21 protein-coding genes and 1 pseudogene are annotated in these 17,866 nt (G+C 37.2%); 18 read left to right on the top strand and 4 right to left on the bottom strand.

Translation table 11 applies throughout. The annotated features are described in order from the left end of the window. The first annotated feature begins 93 nt into the window (after positions 1–93). Positions 94–1,053, top strand: a complete 960-nt coding sequence (locus BFJ97_RS12540) for a proline dehydrogenase family protein (protein ID WP_068984995.1) — start codon at positions 94–96, stop codon at positions 1,051–1,053. Between the two features lie 97 nt (positions 1,054–1,150). After that, on the top strand, positions 1,151–1,510 hold the full coding sequence (locus tag BFJ97_RS12535; protein ID WP_068984994.1) for a YybH family protein: 360 nt from the start codon (positions 1,151–1,153) through the stop codon (positions 1,508–1,510). Here BFJ97_RS12535 and BFJ97_RS12530 read toward each other — a convergent pair. Continuing rightward, positions 1,507–2,301, bottom strand: coding sequence for a sulfite exporter TauE/SafE family protein (locus tag BFJ97_RS12530; RefSeq protein WP_068984993.1), 795 nt, complete (start codon positions 2,299–2,301; stop codon positions 1,507–1,509). The genes BFJ97_RS12535 and BFJ97_RS12530 overlap by 4 nt on opposite strands. A gap of 290 nt (positions 2,302–2,591) precedes the next feature. Here BFJ97_RS12530 and BFJ97_RS12525 point away from each other — a divergent pair, with 290 nt between their 5' ends. From BFJ97_RS12525 to BFJ97_RS12470, 12 genes and pseudogenes are all read left to right on the top strand, one after another. Beyond that, positions 2,592–3,407 carry an alpha/beta fold hydrolase gene (locus BFJ97_RS12525; RefSeq protein ID WP_068984992.1) on the top strand — a complete coding sequence of 272 codons (816 nt, stop codon included), beginning with the start codon at positions 2,592–2,594 and terminating at the stop codon, positions 3,405–3,407. A 40-nt stretch (positions 3,408–3,447) separates the two neighbouring features. Further along, a pseudogene (locus BFJ97_RS12520) lies at positions 3,448–3,953 on the top strand (nucleotidyltransferase family protein). Between the two features lie 24 nt (positions 3,954–3,977). After that, positions 3,978–4,472 carry a DinB family protein gene (locus BFJ97_RS12515; protein WP_068984991.1) on the top strand — a complete coding sequence of 165 codons (495 nt, stop codon included), beginning with the start codon at positions 3,978–3,980 and terminating at the stop codon, positions 4,470–4,472. Next, positions 4,454–5,284: an AraC family transcriptional regulator gene (locus BFJ97_RS12510; protein ID WP_068984990.1), complete on the top strand. Its 831-nt coding sequence runs from the start codon at positions 4,454–4,456 to the stop codon at positions 5,282–5,284. The genes BFJ97_RS12515 and BFJ97_RS12510 overlap by 19 nt, the downstream gene beginning before the upstream one ends. A gap of 346 nt (positions 5,285–5,630) precedes the next feature. Beyond that, positions 5,631–6,614, top strand: coding sequence for an ABC transporter substrate-binding protein (locus tag BFJ97_RS12505; protein ID WP_068984989.1), 984 nt, complete (start codon positions 5,631–5,633; stop codon positions 6,612–6,614). A 114-nt stretch (positions 6,615–6,728) separates the two neighbouring features. After that, positions 6,729–7,736, top strand: a complete 1,008-nt coding sequence (locus tag BFJ97_RS12500; protein ID WP_068984988.1) for a FecCD family ABC transporter permease — start codon at positions 6,729–6,731, stop codon at positions 7,734–7,736. Next, positions 7,729–8,760: a FecCD family ABC transporter permease gene (locus BFJ97_RS12495; RefSeq protein WP_302621797.1), complete on the top strand. Its 1,032-nt coding sequence runs from the start codon at positions 7,729–7,731 to the stop codon at positions 8,758–8,760. The genes BFJ97_RS12500 and BFJ97_RS12495 overlap by 8 nt, the downstream gene beginning before the upstream one ends. 30 nt (positions 8,761–8,790) lie before the next feature. Beyond that, positions 8,791–9,573, top strand: a complete 783-nt coding sequence (locus tag BFJ97_RS12490; RefSeq protein WP_068985095.1) for an ABC transporter ATP-binding protein — start codon at positions 8,791–8,793, stop codon at positions 9,571–9,573. Next, positions 9,570–10,349: an alpha/beta hydrolase gene (locus BFJ97_RS12485; protein ID WP_068984987.1), complete on the top strand. Its 780-nt coding sequence runs from the start codon at positions 9,570–9,572 to the stop codon at positions 10,347–10,349. The genes BFJ97_RS12490 and BFJ97_RS12485 overlap by 4 nt, the downstream gene beginning before the upstream one ends. A gap of 162 nt (positions 10,350–10,511) precedes the next feature. After that, a complete protein-coding gene (locus BFJ97_RS12480; RefSeq protein WP_175401746.1) occupies positions 10,512–11,168 on the top strand; it encodes a hypothetical protein in 657 nt (218 codons plus the stop codon). Positions 11,169–11,242: 74 nt separating this feature from the next. Beyond that, positions 11,243–11,725, top strand: coding sequence for a hypothetical protein (locus BFJ97_RS24185; protein WP_068984985.1), 483 nt, complete (start codon positions 11,243–11,245; stop codon positions 11,723–11,725). 138 nt (positions 11,726–11,863) lie between these two features. After that, positions 11,864–12,376, top strand: a complete 513-nt coding sequence (locus BFJ97_RS12470) for a YfiT family bacillithiol transferase (protein ID WP_068984984.1) — start codon at positions 11,864–11,866, stop codon at positions 12,374–12,376. A 271-nt stretch (positions 12,377–12,647) separates the two neighbouring features. On the opposite strand, the gene BFJ97_RS12465 is transcribed toward BFJ97_RS12470, so the two are convergent. Together BFJ97_RS12465 and BFJ97_RS12460 are read right to left on the bottom strand one after the other, a co-directional pair. Beyond that, positions 12,648–13,280 (bottom strand): exosporium glycoprotein BclB-related protein, encoded by a 633-nt coding sequence (locus BFJ97_RS12465; RefSeq protein WP_068984983.1) that lies wholly within the window; start codon positions 13,278–13,280, stop codon positions 12,648–12,650. Between the two features lie 250 nt (positions 13,281–13,530). Beyond that, on the bottom strand, positions 13,531–14,895 hold the full coding sequence (locus BFJ97_RS12460) for a hypothetical protein (RefSeq protein ID WP_068984982.1): 1,365 nt from the start codon (positions 14,893–14,895) through the stop codon (positions 13,531–13,533). Between the two features lie 246 nt (positions 14,896–15,141). On the opposite strand from BFJ97_RS12460, the gene BFJ97_RS12455 reads away from it, so the two are divergent. From BFJ97_RS12455 to BFJ97_RS12440, 4 genes are all read left to right on the top strand, one after another. Next, a complete protein-coding gene (locus BFJ97_RS12455) occupies positions 15,142–15,780 on the top strand; it encodes a hypothetical protein (RefSeq protein ID WP_068984981.1) in 639 nt (212 codons plus the stop codon). Positions 15,781–15,901: 121 nt separating this feature from the next. After that, entirely contained in the window at positions 15,902–16,477 is a 576-nt protein-coding gene (locus BFJ97_RS12450) for a hypothetical protein (RefSeq protein ID WP_068984980.1), read from the top strand. After that, positions 16,470–16,781: a hypothetical protein gene (locus BFJ97_RS12445; RefSeq protein WP_068984979.1), complete on the top strand. Its 312-nt coding sequence runs from the start codon at positions 16,470–16,472 to the stop codon at positions 16,779–16,781. Before BFJ97_RS12450 ends, BFJ97_RS12445 begins: the two co-directional genes overlap by 8 nt. Positions 16,782–16,795: 14 nt before the next feature. Beyond that, complete coding sequence (locus BFJ97_RS12440) at positions 16,796–17,587, top strand: hypothetical protein (RefSeq protein WP_068984978.1); 792 nt, start codon at positions 16,796–16,798, stop codon at positions 17,585–17,587. Between the two features lie 111 nt (positions 17,588–17,698). Here BFJ97_RS12440 and rpmG read toward each other — a convergent pair whose 3' ends face one another. Then, positions 17,699–17,848 (bottom strand): 50S ribosomal protein L33, encoded by a 150-nt coding sequence (gene rpmG / locus BFJ97_RS12435; protein WP_004231780.1) that lies wholly within the window; start codon positions 17,846–17,848, stop codon positions 17,699–17,701. Positions 17,849–17,866 lie beyond the last annotated feature (18 nt).

The raw sequence follows: 17,866 nt of genomic DNA, 5'->3' as shown, positions 1-17,866 counted from the left end.
AATTGGTACCTTAAAAAATTCTATAAAGTGGTTCTACTCCTACCAATTTTATCATGTTAAAGTACTGGGAAATAGAAAAGAGGAGGAATAAAAATGAAAAAGACAGAAGAAATAGTGATTCAAGCATTAAAATCTGCAGCAAGAAATGCTCAAATGAAACAGGACGTTCAACAGTCAACAGAACTCTATCCGTTATTATGGAAGGCAGCGAAACGGTATGTTACCGGTGAAGGGAGAAAGGATGCTATTCCAATTGCTCGAGAATTCATCTCCAAGGATTATCAAATATCCCTAGAGTTTATAGGGGAGAATACAACTGCTTTGGTGGAATGTCAAAAGGCTAAAGATGAATATTTGCAGCTTATTGAGGGTATGGGTGCATTGGAGATAAGACAAACAGTGTCATTAGATTTGTCGCATATTGGACTTTCTGTTAATGCAGAACTAGCATATAAACACTTAATTGAGCTAGCTAAAAAAGCATATCAGTTCAGAATTACATTAATGATTAGTATGGAGGAGTCATCAAAGACGAGCGATATCCTCGATATTTATAAAAAAATAGCAAGCCAATATTCCAATGTCGGGATTACACTACAAGTTCATCTTTATCGTACAGAGGAGGATATACAGCAGCTTATTCAATATCCAGGGAAAATAAGGCTTGTTAAAGGTGCTTTCCAGGAGCCGATCGACCTTGCTATGAAGAGATCAGAAGCACTGAATGAACGTTATCTTCATTATGTAGAGCAGTTGATTGATGCCAAGCATTCTATCTCGATAGCTACGCATGATGAAGTATTGATTCAAGAAATGGAACAAAGACAATATTTTAATCAGCCAAATGTTGAGATAGAAATGCTTTATGGTATCCAGCCTGATTTGATACGTCAATTAAAAGAGAAGGGGTACCGCTGTAAGATTTATCTTACGTATGGAACTGATTGGTATTTATACTTATGCCATCGTCTTGCTGAATATCCGGAGAATCTATATTTGGCTGTAGCAGATATCATTAATCCAGCTATGTTAACTAGAAGTGAAAATTATTAAACAAGCAATACTACTAGCATGTACTTCTCGTAATTAGCCATAATGATATTCCTATATAATGGGATTTCAGCTAATATTGTTGGGAAAGGAGGGTTTCTTGATGTATCAAAAAGCTTTAGAGCGTTATATTACAGCGACAAATTCCCATGATTTTAATAACGTAAAGGGAATTTTGCATCCTCAAGCAGTGTATTGGTTTAGCGATAAATCATGCACAACCTTAGAAGAAATAGGAGCTTATTTTAATAATGCATGGAATTTGATAAAGGAAGAAGTTTATTCTGCTACTGATGTTCAATGGCTTACGGTGGATGAAAAATCTGCTACCTGTATTTATACATACCATTATGAAGGCTATCATAACGGAAAATTTGTATCAGGTAGCGGTAGAGCAACGAATATTTTTACTGTCTTAAATAATGAATGGAAGTTAATTCATGAGCATTTGAGTAGTTAAATTATTTTTATGGCTACTTGAATAAGTAGTAATGAAATAATAACGATTAGTAGTATTTTAGCTGCTTTTATCGGAATTTTCGGTAGAACTAAAAGTCCGAGTTGAGAGCCGATAATAGACCCTACAGCCATCGCAATCGCATAGTGCCATTGAATAAAGCCGGTTTGGTAAAATACTAAAAATGCTCCAGTACAGCTCCCGAATATAAGCACACGTGTGAGCTGTACTGCCTTTATGTAGGAGTAATGGTAGCGTAAATAATGTAGTATGCTGAAGGTTGAAGAGCCAGGTCCAAAGCCTCCATCATAAACCGCAATTAAAAATGGCTGCCATAATCTATTGGTGTGCTTCGTGTCATTTTCTTCCGAAGTAACAGTCCATTCTTTATTTTTCAACGTTACAAATAGGGCGAAAATAAGTAAAATACAAGCAATAATATTCATGGTCTTTTCTGACATAGATACAGTTAGAAGTGCTCCGAAAGTACCTCCTGCAATGGCTACTGCAACGTATTTTATAATAAATGTTAGACGAAGTTCCTGATGATAAAGAAGATAAAAGATACTCGACAACGCTGCAATGCCTGATGAAAATTTATTCGTAGCAATGCTTGTTTGAATAGGTATGCCAACAAGCATCATAGCAGGGATCGTAATAAGCCCACCACCCCCAGCAAGGGTACCGATAAAAGCGGCAATAATTCCGATACCAACAAGCGTCATTGAAAGCTTTGTATAAAAAAGTCCAATTACAATGGCAAAGGACACAATCAAAATAAAAGATTTTTTCATACGCGTCTCCTTTAACGTTATTAGTTAAAGGGTACTGGTAAATAAATTATAATTCTAATATATTATTTTTCGTTTTGTATAAATTAGATTTATAAATATAATCTGTATAATATACGGCAAATTTTCTCTCTTCTGCTATAAATACTACTCGAAATACAGGCCCCTTAAAGCTCTAATCTCACCTAGTTTGCCATGCTTATTTTTATCCCCTTAGCCCCTTTGAAATAGAACTAAAAATAGTTATTATTGTAATTAATGGAAGTAATTATTTAACAAGGGGGATGGTAGAAATGAAGCAAAATATATATCAATGGGGTAACACACAAAATCCAACGTTAATCTTTTTACATGGGCTAGGGAGTACGGGCTTAGCATTTGGGGAACTAGCGAAACATTTACTGGAGTATCAAATCGTCGCCTTTGATTTACCTGGACACGGCTATGCAAAAGCTTTGGAAGAAGAGAATGCTTATTTTCCTTCCAATTTGATTGTAGGTATAGAAAAAATAATAAATCAGCAGTTAGGTAGTAAATCGCATTTTTTAATTGGCCATTCTTTTGGAGCTGATTTAGCATTGCATTATGCTGCTAAATATCCTGAACAGATAAAGGGTATTATCTTGTTAGATGGCGGTTATTTGTCATCGCAAGATTTAGGTATGACATTAGAAAACGAATTACAAGGTATAGAGAAATTTTGTAATGAAGTGAGATTTCCATCTTGGGACGTATTTTTTGAATCGGAAAAAGAAGAGCTTTTTCGATGGTCGGAAGAGCTTGAAGAAGCATCAAGGGCTCAAGTTAAGGAACAGGATGGGGAAATTAGACTAACGATATCTACTTTTACAGGGCAATCCATCATAAAAGGTATTTATGCGGAACCAGTGACAGATTTCGTAGAGCAGGTGTATTGCTCAGCTTTGTTAATACGTGCAACGAAACCAGTTGAATTAGAATCTACTAGAAGGAAGAGTATTCAAACTTTGCAATCGAGAATGAAAAACCTTGATATTGAACCAATCGCTGATGCAGGTCATGATATTTTTCGTGAAGCACCTAAGGATGTCGCTGAAAAAATAAGAGCATGGCTTATGAATCATTCATAAAAAAACAGCGCAAACATTGGTATGACAAAATCAGAGGTAAATGAAACTGATAAAAACAAAAGAAAAGCTACAATTACCGGATTCATCGGTATGTGCTGGATTTGTTCGGTCTAAGGTGTGGGATGTTCTGCATGAAAAAAATACAGAACATCATTAGCTGATATTGATGTGATATATTTTGATAAAGTAAACCCTTTAGAGAATTTTGAGAAGCAGTATGAACAAGAACTGAAGAAATATTTACCGGATGAGCCTTGGTCTGTGAAAAATCAAGCAAGAATGCATGTAGTAAATAACAGTGAACCTTATCAATCATCGATTGATGGCATTGCGCATTTTCCAGAAACATCGACAGCTATAGGTGTGAGGCTTGCTAATGGAAAACTTGAGATTGCTGCACCTCATGGGATCGAGCACTTAATTTCTGGGATTGTCGCTCCTACACCATACTTTCAAAAAGGTTCACAAATGCATGAGGTTTATGAGAAGAGGATTCAAAGCAAGCAGTGGAAATCAATTTGGCCGAAGCTACAGGTTGTCTACTAAAAAGAAGTGAAGGAGCTGAAGAATTTGTGTCACGATAAAAATCAAATAATCTTACATTATGAAAAATCTATAGCATTTGTGGATAGTTTAGCAAATGTTACGGAAGAACAATGGCGTACGCCTATTGAAGCTGGAAAATGGACGGTTGCAGAGGTAATTGGACATCTTACGCCATGGGATGAATTCGTGTTAAAACAACGTCTTCCATTTCTTTTTATAAAAGAAAGTCTACCAAAAGGGCCAGCTGTAGAAGAAATGAATGCAAGCGCATCATATAACAGCTGTGTACAAAGTAAAGAAGAAACGATAGCCAATTTTATAAATCAGAGACATCAGCTAATGAACGCACTTTATCCAATAGATGATCAGCAATGGCAAAAATCTTTTAAAATAGGTACATCTGAATTAACGCTTTATGGGTATTTTGCTAGTTTAGTAGATCATGATTTGCTTCACTTTTCACAAATCCAAAAAGTTTTAAAGAATGTAGGAGCTATAAAGTGGATATCAAGCATTTAATTGATTACTATGCACATGCGTCTGTAAGTTTTACAGATGTTTTTACAAATAAAATGGAGCCAGGTCAAGTAGATACAGGACGTACAACTGCTCCTGGGAAGTGCGGGTTAGTTGTGCCACTTGCTGGTAGTGCCATATTTAGTTTTAATGGTATCTCTTATGTTATGGAGCCAGGTATGGTCGTACACGCAGGGCCACAAATGCCAATTGAAATTAAAGTTTCTGGCGATAAAGTATGGGAGTATGCGGTTGTTCATTATAATATTCCTCAGAAAGAAGTATCTTTATATCCATTAGCAACTCAGCACTTTTTAATTCATACGGGTTATCATACTAAAATTATTGACTATGTACAGCAATTAATAGAAAGCCATTCACTGCCAGGTAATATGTCCATTTTCAAAGCAAAGACTCTGTTTATGAATCTTTTGGAAGCTATTCTTGTTTCGGCAAAAGTGAAGGTTCTCGATACAGCAAGCGATCAGATGGAGCAAGCTTTACAATACATACATGAGAACTATGCTATACAACTTTCTGTTTCAAAAATTGCTGAGGAATTTGGCGTGGAGCGTCGTAGGTTTGCCTATTTGTTTGAACAGCATACGGGTATGAACCCTAGCGCCTACTTAACGGAGTATCGCTTACGACGGGCGAAGGATTTACTGCAATATGACGATGCTACAGTAGCGGAAATAGCAGAATGTGTAGGCTATGCAGATTGTTTTTATTTTAGTCGGGTATTTAAAAAGTGTACGGGAGTGTCCCCGACAGCGTATCGAAAAAAAATGCTTGAGGAAGCAAAATACGTATAAACAAGTTGTTTCTTGAAAAAGAAGCAGCTTTTTTTGTGACATCTGCCAGAGGCTTTGGGCCAACAAGATGTAACTTAGACCCGCATTCATCTCACAACCTATAGAGGTAGGAGACTTCTGTACCTGCCGCTACGCTTTCGGTACAAAAATATCTGTTGGAAGAAGTTGGTAATCGGCAAAAGTCCATGTTGTTCATGAAATTATCCATTCACAATTGTTTTTCGCTTTGTTAGGATAGTATCCGTAAATGATAATGAATATCAATTGAATCGCTAATTCCTATTGACTTATAGTTGAAAATGATTATCATTATCGGTATGTAGCGATTTGTTAGGAGAGAATAATGATGAATAAATATTTTAAAATGTGTGCACCTGCTCTATTAGCGCTATCCTTGGCTGCGTGTGGGACGGATAAGGCAGAAGAGTCTACTACATCAACAAATAATGTGGCAGAAACAAGTGCAACAGAAACGCAAGCAGATCAAACGAAAACACAAACGATTACATATTTGGGAGAAAAATATGAAGTTCCTGCAGATGTGAAAAACATTGTAACGGCTAGCTTAGAATCTATGGAAGATGCGGCGATGCTTGGTATTAAGCCAGCCGGTGTACTAGAAGTTGGTGGCAAAATTCCATCATATCTTGCTTCAGAATTAGAGGATGCTGAGCTTATAGGAAATAAAATGGAGCCGAATGCAGAGGCCATTCTAAGTCTTAATCCAGATGTTATTTTAGGTACCTCAAAGTTCCCTGAGGAAACTGCTGAAAAGCTAAATAAAATTCAAACGATGATTCCGTATTCACATGTCTCTACAAATTGGAAAGAGAACTTAACATTACTTGCACAGCTTTCAGGTAAAGAAGATGATGCTAAAAAAATCATTGCAGATTATGATGCGAAGGTTGTTGATGCGCAAGCCAAATCTAAAGAGCAACTAGCGGACAAGGAGATTCTAGTTATTCGAGTACGCGGTGGCGTAATGTATATTTATCCTGCAGGAGTTTACTTAAATCCTGTGCTATATGAAGATTTAGGAGCTCCAATACCAGAAATTTTAAAAACTACAAAGGCTCAGGCTGAACTATCTCTTGAAACATTAGCAGAGGTAAATCCTGATACTATTTTCCTTCAGTTCGAGGAATCAGAAAATGCCGATGCACCAAAAGCGCTGGAAGAGCTACAAAAGAATCCGATTTTTGCAAGCTTGAAGGCATCACAAAATAATCAAATTTTCGTCAATGCGATTGATCCTTTAGCGCAAGGTGGTACTGCATGGTCTAAGGTAAAATTCTTAGATGTCGCAGCTGAAAAATTACTTAAATAGTATCAATTATGCCTCGGCATAGATAGGCTGGTAGTAGATTTGGTGGCATCACCAGGCTATTACCAGCCTTTTATAAGATTGAGAGAGAAATTGATAAAGAAAAAGGTGTGGAAGTTGAAAAAAACAAACATTGCGGCATTTTCAATATTAGCAGCTTCTCCATTCCTCATTGCGATTGTGGCATTAGTCTCCGTAATGTACGGTACAAAAGACATTAGCGCAATAACGGTGTGGCAGGCGATTTCTGCATTCGACCCTTCAAATGTGGACCACCAAATTGTGCGAACAGGACGAATTCCTAGAATCGCCGCAGTTTTACTAGTGGGAGCATTTTTAGCAGTAGCCGGCGCCGTTATGCAGGGTATAACACGAAATTATTTGGCGTCTCCTTCATTAATGGGCGTTAATGATGGTTCTGCATTTGTGATTACGTTAGCGATCGTATTTTTCCCAGGGCTTCCAAATTACCAAATGATCCTACTCTCTATGCTCGGTTCTGCATTAGGGGCAGGTATTGTATTTGGTTTTGGCTCTTTAATTCGAAATGGTTTATCACCAGTACGACTTGCCATTATTGGGACAGTCATTGGTACATTTTTAAGCAGTATAGCCACAGCCATTGCGATGTATTTCCAAGTATCACAAACAGTAAGTGCTTGGTATAACACAAAGGTACATATGGTGGATGTAGATATGCTCTTGCTATCGATTCCATTTGGATTGATTGGTTTAATCCTTGCATTCGCTTCAGCTAAAGCTATTACGATCACGTCATTAGGCGAAGATATCGCTATTGGACTTGGCCAAAAAACAAAAGCGGTGAGAATCATAAGTATGCTAGCTGTTGTCTGTTTAACAGGTACGGCAGTTGCACTTGTAGGGAAGATAGCCTTTGTAGGGTTAGTCATTCCTCATATTACGCGTTTTCTTGTTGGAGTAGATTACCGCTTTATCATTCCATGTGCAGCTGTAATCGGTGCGTTCTTCTTAGCACTTTGTGAGGTGCTTAGTCGTTTTGTTAATTACCCATATGAAACTCCAATTGGCGTATTAACAGCATTAGTTGGTGTCCCGTTCTTCTTATATTTAGTTCGTAAACACGGAGGTGAAAAAGGTGCGTAAAAAAACCTCGCGTGTATTCGTTATGACTGTTTCAATACTCATTTTATTTATTTTGGGTGCCAGCTATCTCCATATGACAAATGGGGTCTTTGATATGTCGGTGATGGATGTTGTCAAAACATTGCTACGTATTGAACCAAATCCAAAATTTGATCTTGTCATTTTTGAATTCCGTTTACCACGTATTGTCATTGCAGCGCTTGTTGGTGTTGGCCTAGGGATGGCAGGGGTGGTGCTACAGGGCATAACACGAAATGGCTTAGCTGATCCAGGTATTTTAGGGATTAATGCGGGTGCTGGGGCAGCAGTGGTTATATTCATGTTTTTCTTTCAATTACGTCTCACATCTGCAGATATGAGTAGCTGGTTATCGATTTTAATGATGCCCATGTTCGGGTTTGTAGGCGGTGCTTTGGCTGCGCTACTTATTTTTTCATTTGCCCAGAAAAATGGTCATTTAGATATGCAGCGACTTATTTTAACCGGGATTGCTATAAACAGTGGTTTTGGGGCACTGTCACTGTTTTTATCATTAAAAATGAGTGCTCAAGATTTTGAATCTGCCGCAGTTTGGATGGCAGGCTCTATTTATAATGCAAACTGGATTTTTGTTGTGACTATGCTACCTTGGCTTATATTATTGGGCTTTTATGTCCATCGGAAAGCGTATTTGCTCGATTATTTTCAACTGGAAGAGGATAGTATTACAAGTTTAGGGATAGCGGTAGAAAAAGAGAAAAAGAAGCTGTTATTGGCAAGCGTTGGCTTAGTCAGTGCTTGTGTATCAGTATCAGGTAGTATCGGGTTTATCGGATTGATGGCACCACATATTGCAAAACAGCTTGTCGGTATACAACATCGTTATGTCATGCCAGTAAGTGCATTGATTGGCGCAGGATTGCTTATTATAGCTGATTTTATAGGAAAAACAGTATTTGCACCGTCTGAGCTAGCGGTTGGGATCGTTGTCTCGATTATTGGGATTCCGTATTTCTTATATTTACTAGTGAAATCAAAAGCATAGGAGGAAATAGGTGTGCAAACGGCATTTAGAATGGAAAATTTATCTTCTGGCTATGAGCAGGTTCGTGTGTTTGAAGGCTTAAATTTAACGATAGAGGATGGGAAGATTACGACCATCATAGGACCTAATGGATGTGGAAAATCAACATTATTAAAAACAATTGGTCGTATATTAAAGAAGCAGCAGGGCACGGTTTATTTGCAGGACCAAAACATGCAAAATTTATCGACAAAGGAAATTGCGAAAAAGCTAGCGATCTTATCTCAGACGCCTATTGCACCAGGTCAGCTAAAGGTTGAGGAGCTTATTGCTTATGGTCGTTATCCGCATCGAAATAATGTGAATCGCTTAACAAAGAAGGACGAGGAAATGATTGAGTGGGCCTTAACTGTTACAAATACAAATGACTATCGCAATCGCGAGCTTGGACAGTTGTCAGGGGGACAGCGCCAGCGTGTATGGCTTGCAATGGCCTTAGCGCAAGAAACAAATATTTTGTTATTAGACGAACCGACAACTTATTTAGATATGGCGCATCAGTTAGAGGTACTAGAAATTGTTAAAAATCTGAACGCGCAGCATAGTTGTACGATTGTTATGGTATTGCACGACATTAATCACGCTGCACGATATTCCGATCATTTAATTGCGATGCGACAGGGAGTTGTGATGAAAACGGGAACACCTCAGGAAATTTTATGTGCAGATGTAATGCGAGAAGTATTCAATATAAATGCACGTATTATGGAAGATCCTGTTACGAAAACACCCGTATGCTATGGCTATGATGTTTTGAAGGAGGCCGACAAATGATGATAGACAAAATTGCAGCAGCATCTGATTATACATCGCAGCAAATAACATCGAATTTTACGGATTATACGTATACAGTAAACATTTATGTACCGAACGGAGACGTACCAGAAGGTGGTTTTCCAGTTTTATATGTATTGGACGGTTCATCATATTTTCACCTTGTGAAGGAAGCAGTCCGCCTGCAAAGTCGTAATGCATCGAAAACAGGTATTTTACCAGCTATTGTAGTTGGCATTGGGCATGGAGCTGATATGCACGAACGACGGTTTTATGATTTTACAGGACAAGCTGAGACGTATACGTATCCTGCAAGATTTAAAGGGAAGGGCCATAAGAAACATGGAGGAGCTGAGAACTTTAGTAGATTTTTAGAGGAGGAATTAAAGCCAAGCATTCAGGCGCAATTCCCTGTAAATGTACAGCAACAAGCACTGTTCGGTCATTCATTAGCGGGTTACTTTGTACTTTGGCAATTATTCCATCATCAAGCAAACTTCCAACGTTATATTGCGATTAGCCCTTCTATTTGGTGGAATGAGCATGAACTATTAAAGTATGCTCCAACATTTATAAAAGAGCGTCCATTTGCTTATGAAAAATTATTCATAGGGGTGGGGGAACTGGAAACCTTTATGGTTGATGATGCAAAACAGATTGCCGGCGATTTAGAGAAAATTATGGATATTGCTTTTTATGAAGCGTTGGAGGAAAATCATGCTTCAATTGTTCCAACGGTTATGAGTAGAGCAATTCGTTTTTTAAATAAAAATTAATAGGACAAACTGCATTATCTTGTGATGATGTGGTTTGTTTTTGATTATAAATGCAATGTATTGTATTTTTAATCTAAAGGAGTGTTGACACAGGGAGAAAACTGTAATGGGATTTCTCTTGCTATCGCAACCATGGAAAAACAGCTTACGTAATAGGGGGGACTGCTCTTGAGGAAAAGGCTTGGCTGCTTACATGCACACCATTCAAATATTGAGTATATAGAATATGCATTTCAAAACATTGAGAATGTAGAGCTAGTTCATTTTGTGGATCCAGGTCTTATACAGCAAGTTTCAAAAGGGACTGACGGGTTAGCTTTTGAGGTTAAAGAGCAACTTAAATGGATGGAACGTTGTGATATGGACGCCATCTTAATAACGTGCACGAATTATATTGCAGTGTTAGAGGAAGAACTGCTGGAACTCTCTATTCCAATTATTAAAATAGATGAGCCCTATTTTGAAACCATATGTGAAGAAAAGCAGCCTCAAACGATTCTTTTTACAAATCCGGAAACCGTAGAAGGTACGATGAACAGACTTCAGCAATATGCCGAACAGCATGGAAAGTCGATAGATGTTGTAGCAAAGGTTATCGACAATACGTTTGAGCTAATTATGCAGGGGAAAAAGGAAGCGTATAATAACGCTATTATACAAACCTTTCATGATATAGCGAGGGAGCAACGACGACGAATTTCAGCTGCACAGCTTTCGATGGTTGATGCTGCACAGCAATTCGAAAAGGAGTCTGCGTCAACGATTACTCACCCATTAAAGTCATTAGTTAAATTTGTAATGAGATTAATAGAGGGGTGATTTTCTGAATAATCTGTAACAAAGTGTGTGAAAGAATCGTTTCATAGGAAATACCCTGAACTAGGAGTGATGTTTTGAGGCGATGTATACTTTTTCTTACAGTGATATTATTGTTAGCAGGCTGCGCAAATAACGAGAAAGTAGTCGCTCTGCCAGATGATTTACCTGATTTTGTACAAGAAAGTGACTTTACATCAATTGATTGGGACAAAAAGGCAGTAGAATTTGGAGACAGAGGTATTGTCGGTAATGTGAATAAATCAGGTGTTATCGGGGTCAATATGCCAAGTTTAAGCACTCAAAAATGGATGTGGCATCTTTGGGGAATTGAAGAAGGTCGAGATAGCAAGTTAACCATTGTCGGGTATCATAAAGAATCTAAAACAGTGCATCCTATCTTAGTAGATGGTTGGACTATAGGGCTTGGTGGACCTGTTAATGGTGCAGATGCTCATACACCTTCAAGTGTAAAAATACCGAAATCTGGTGAATGGGCGATTTTACTTTATACGAATGGAAGCTATTTTGATACGTTGATCTATGATATTAATGAATAGAAAAGGTTAATGGTTCAAGCAATGACCTTTGTTTTGTAAGCTACAATTCTAGCAAAATGAGGGTTTTATACATAGTGGCACGGAAAATATTAAATTGGTAATATGAAAAGTAAGAAAATAGAAATGGAGGAGAGCTACATGACCGACTTACGATTTCCAATTGGACAATTTCAATTTCCTGAAGTAGTTACAGCACAGCAAGTACAGGAATGGATGGAGGATATTCGTCTATTACCGAAACAACTAGCAGAGGAACTTAAAGGAGTAAGTGAGCAAGCATTAAAAAAATCCTACCGAGAAAATGGCTGGACGGTTACACAGCTTGTTCACCATATTGCAGATAGTCATATGAATAGCTTTATCCGTTTTAAGTTAGCTTTGACAGAAGATGCTCCAACGATTAAGCCTTACAATGAGGAGGAATGGGCAAAACTTCCGGATGCAGAAATGCCTGTCGCAGCCTCATATCAATTAATTGCAGGTTTACATGAACGTTGGATTTTTTTGCTGAAAAGCTTAACAGAAGACCAATTACAACGAGCGTTTAATCATCCTGATTCAGGGTTAATGACTCTTGAGAAAGCATTAGCCTTATATGCTTGGCATGGGAAGCATCATCTTGCTCATATTCAGATTGCTTTGGGGAAATAATGAACCTGTAAATAACTAAGAGTATTCATTAGAGACAAGATGAAACGACTTCTTGTTTTAATAAAGAAGTCGTCTAATTTTTAAAAGTTGAAAAGGTAAATAACCGGTAACTGGTAACACTGCTTATAATTCCGTATCATAGAGGGTTACCATCAATCAAGTTAAGCTTCACCTTCAGCAGTATTTAAGAAATAAAAGCCCTTTTGCATTGTGAAAAGGGCTCAAATTTAATATATTTCATCTTGTTTTTTTATAAAAAGATATAGCATTCTTAATCAATTGTAATACCAGCAGTTGCAGTACCTTGAACTTCAGCAGCTAAACTCAGTGCTGTTCCTGTAGCAGTAATTGAGAATACCATTAATAAATTATCGCCAGCTACTACTGGTAGTGGTGCGAAGTTATCAGATGTACCATTTAGTACTATACCTGCACTTATTATTCCTGTTAATGCTGGGTTCAAATTAACAGTTACATTTGTAGGGCTGAAGACATTACTTCCTGCAGGTGCACGATAAATTCGAGCATTGACTACTGTTGATCCTGGTAGGCCCGGCGCCGCAATAGCTAGTGTTACTTTAAAGCTTGCAGCGATAGATGTTACCGTACCTGCACGAGGAACCGTAAAGGCCTCGGTAAACGCACCAGTTGTTAAGTTAACATCACTTCCGACTAGAGCAAGACCAGTAACGGTACTACCGAATCCAACAAGGCTTACTGCACCGATTGCACCATTAGCTAAAGTTTGCATAAGAGTCGCTGTGCCAGATGAGAATGGGATAATTGAGCCAGTAGTAACAGGTGTTGGAGTAATACATGCAGCGTCAACCGCTAAGAATGGTCCAAAATTTTCACATTCATTATTAGATGAGAAGCCACACGAAGAATTACAATTCATACACATTTTTACACCCCCTTTCTCCATTATTCTATTCAGCAAAGATTAGGGGGGGAGGGCAGTCATCTAAATTGTAATTTATATATGTGGAAATTTTTGAAGCTTCTTTAGAAGGCTTTGGCATTTTACGAGTACTAACTGGTGGGACTTATTTTTTCAATTGAACATAAAAAAGTCCAATATGTATTTTCATACTTATTGGACGTATTCATCGTACAATCGTATAAATCTGTGCACTGTGCACCGCAGTTTTAAACTAACTCCATTTTCGAAAGAAATTGAAAAACAAAGAGCTCTTTTCTTTTTTATGCCCTTCTTCTGTTACTTCTTCCTTTAGCTCAGGTTGTTTGCTTACCTCTTCAATTTGTATAATAGCTTCATCTTCCTCTATCATAGCTTCAAAGACATCAAATTTGTCACTTTTTAAAGTGGGGGATGTATTTGTGTCGTCTTGCTTATTAACCGCTTCAGAAATGGCAGGTTCATTAACAACTTTAGAAGCTACAGGAATGACAGGTTCATTAACAACTTCAGAAGCTGCAGGAATGACAGGTTCATTAACAACTTCAGAAGCTGCAGGAATGACAGGTTCATTAACAACTTTAGAAGCTACAGGAATGGCAGGTTCATTAACAACTTTAGAAGCTACAGGAATGACAGGTTCATTAACAACTTCAGAAGCTACAGGAATGACAGGTTCATTAACAACTTTAGAAGCTTCGGGGAAGGCAGGTTCATTAATTACTTCAGAAGCTACAGGAATGACAGGCTCATTTGTTATTACAGAGCCCATTTCATCTCTAGTGACAGTGTTATCAACTTTTTCGAGTTCAACGTTATTAACTAAATCTTCCGCTTTAAAGTCATGGTCAGTAGAATAATGGATTTCGGCATGCGGTAAAGTATTAGATTCATAAACACTAATTGGAATTTCCTGTGCATTGGTAGCGTTTTTAAAATGGCAGGTGGATTCGGTAGTGGTATTTTTATATAAACCATTATATATTCGGCTTGGATGAGTATTTTTGGATTGAAAATATTGTTGATTAAAATGACGATCTTCGGGTGTATTTCTTTGATTTCCATTGTGAGTAGGAGGTATACCGTTATTTACATCTAATTGTGCATTTCTTGCTTTACCTGCCAGACTTTGTAGCATTTTATAAGATGGCTGTTTAAATACAATCGCCGATTGGCTTGTTGTCTGTGTAATGATCGGATCCCTTTGTACACCGTTAGCAATAAATTTAGATGTGTTTTCAGTTTTAGGTGTAGTGATTGGAGCTTCAGTATTTTCAATCGTAAGTAATTTGTTTAAAGCCCTTAGTATTTCTTGGTTCATTTCCTCAATCGTTTGATTCAGAGACTCGATTTGCGTCGAAAGAAGTCTTATCTGCCCCTCATAGCCTCTAATTTGTGAATTTTGCTTATCGTCTAATGTTTCCGTTAGCCCTTCTAAATGTGCGATTTGTGTTTTAATCGCATCAAATTCCTTTTTCATAAATAGGTAATCTTCTATTGAAGTCCCCATTTTTAATGAGGTTAACGTTTCCCTATACGTTTCAATCCTTTGCTTCAAATTTTCAATGTCTTGCGTGGAGTACAATTTTGAATCTTCCATAGCAATTCACCCCTTTCAGTCCACTAATATTTTATTAAAAATATTTACTTTCTGTTACAAATATACAGGTCCTTTCAAATATTTTAGTTTCTCTTTTAAGAAAAGGAAATGTAAGCAAAAACGATACATACTGATACTAAGTATTTTAATAAAAATCAGAACGCATTACTTTTTAGCCCATGCACTTTTAGTCAGAACACATAAGATACAAACGAAAGGTAAAAAAATTATGGAGGTGTCAAAAGGATGCAAGGTAGTATGCCATCCCAACTGCAGGAACCAATTTGTATAAATGTCGATAAGGTATTTGACTGGATTGTAAAGGAAGCGTCGTTTGAGTTTTCCCCTACTGGATCAATTACTTTTCCAGGAGTAACAGCAACGACTAGCTTAGCAGGTGCGGTAGTTACATGTAATGTAGTTCCAAGAGCAACTAATCCTGTTGTTATTTTGAACCGTGAGAATCGTCAATTCACCATTGATGGTGCAACGGTATGTCTTCAAAATCTGACTATTCAAAAGAACTTTACTCTTACATTAGTTGTTACTTTACCAAATGGTACTAGGTTTACAAGCAATCCTATTACAGTTTCCCGTTGCGAACAAGTTACATTATGCGCGCCGAAAGGGACAGATGTAGAAATTTTATTCACAGATTTAGATTGTTTCGTGTGTTCAACAGGAACTCTAACTCCTGGAACAAACACAATTACGTTTTCTGCATTAGTAGTTACTATATCAGTTTGCCAAAGTATTCAATCTACATTCCCAGTTACAGTGGAATTCTTAGCAACTTTCTGCGAGCCAAGAGCAGAATTACCGTTCGCATGTCCGGGTGTAGTTCGCCCAGCGCAATGCCCTGCTGTATTCCCACCTGTCGGCTAATGGTACTAACACATAGAACAAAATCATATTGTAAAGAGAGGATAATCCTCTCTTTTTTTTATGAAAGGATTTCAGACAGTGAGTTGATTTATTTAATACTATTGGCAAGGGGGTACTAATTATGACTACTCGTATCGATCGTGTGGAAGAAAAGATCAATGAACTAAAAAAACAAACGGATTATTATGTTCATGAAATTAAAAAAACGGTTGAGGAGCTTATTATTCCGGATAGTGTCAACATCATTAGTTATTTCACATCCTCGTTCAATATTTCTTATAATCCTGATGAGGAGAGCTTATGCTTGGGCTCTTATCATATTCGCAATATAGGTAATCAGCCTATAACAAATCCGCATCTATGTATAAAACTGCCTGAAGACTCTCCATTCTCCTTCTCTGGAAGGTATGTCTATGAACATTTCGCACCAAAATTAAAAGGAAACAGTAGTTGGGAGAGAATCAATGATCAATCAAGCAAGGAGGAGTTCTGGCTTAGACCTATTGGAAAAACAACGTTAGAGCCAAACGAAACATTATCATTTCCTAACTTTCAAATTAAATGGAGTCATAATTTTTCTTATTCAGGAAGTATCATGGGTTTTACATATTGTGATCAGCTAAAAGATGGTGTCGTTGTCTTAAATCCTATTAATCTCAATGGCATTAGTTATGCACAGGAGGATGAAAATGAGTGAGTCTGAAAATATAAATCAAAAAATAGATAGTGTTGTCCATCAACTAATAAAGGAACAACTTACGAATCTATCTAACTCTAGTAATACGAAAAATAACAGCTTTGCGTATCTCGAAAAAGGCACATTGAATCTACTCATTGCCTATTTAATGTCAGGAGAAAAGAGAAAAACTGGAGAAATTGGTCATAAAGAAATTTACAACAAAGAACTAGAATTGAAGATTATAAAGCAGCTTGATGAAATGTTAGAGGATAGTAAGGAGCAATTTGAAGAAGTGATAAGTTTACTTAAAAAAATGTCGTGATAGGAGGTGCAATTGTGGATAATGATATTGTCAAAAACAATGATCCTGCTCAACTGCAGCAAATGATCATTTTTTTAAGAGCCGAATTAGCGAAATATAAAAATGAAGTTAACAGGCTCAGAGATAGCGATTATTATTCATTAGTACTAAGACTAGAGCGAGAAAATGTCCAATTAACCAATCAAAAGAAGGAGCTTTCGATGGAGCTTTTAAAGCTGAAGAGAGACTATGAAAAAGAAACAGAAGCCTACAATGATGATATTCAAATAAGAGAAATTCACAAAAAAAAACAAATTTCTTCGATAGAGACATTATTAAAAGAAATAGAAGAGCTGCGTGCAGAGAATAAACTATTAAAAGACACTAAAGTTGAATTACTTTCAGTGAATACAGATGTTAATTATAAGGCGGACATTGCTGGCCTTGAAAACAAGGTAAGTGATTTTACAAAAGAAATAAGCGAACAAATGGAGGCAATCGTTGAAGCAATGGAGAGATCGCGCTTAGAACAAGCCAATTCAGATAATCTCAATAAATATTTAACTAAAGAAATAGAGGAAAAAAACAGCGAGATAGAAAAATTATCGCAACAATTAGCGAATGAAAAAAAACAAATCTCTTCCTTGAATGGAAAAACGATAATTCATCCGGAAGTTTTTACACAATTGGATGCTCAGGTAAATAAAGTATTGGCTCAATCTGTAGATTTTGAAGGGCAGCTGGATCATAAATTACGTTTTCTTGATGAAATGGAGCAGAAATTGAACGAGCTAGCTATAGAAATAAACACTAATAAAACCGTATAAAGTAGGTTGTTGAAAGGGGATCATATCTTTTTTTCTTCCCGTTTTAAATAAGCTGTTTCAAAAGTAAGTGAAGTCACTTTTGAAACAGCCATTTTTATGTGATTAGGGGAATTATTTCGTTTCTCGGTGCAGTGTGACTCTTTTCAAACGTGGGGAATATTTTTTAAGCTCCAGTCTCTCAGGATTATTTCGTTTGTTTTTCGTCGTGATGTAGTTTTTATCACCTGTTTCGGTACAGGCTAATGTTACTTGTACGCGCATAAAAAGCCTCCTCTTTTA

This window comes from Lysinibacillus xylanilyticus, assembly GCF_001708185.1.
Taxonomy (GTDB): Bacteria; Bacillota; Bacilli; order Bacillales_A; family Planococcaceae; genus Lysinibacillus; species Lysinibacillus xylanilyticus_A.
The sequence above is the reverse complement of the archived record's forward strand: the minus strand, read 5'-3'. Positions and strand labels throughout refer to the sequence as shown.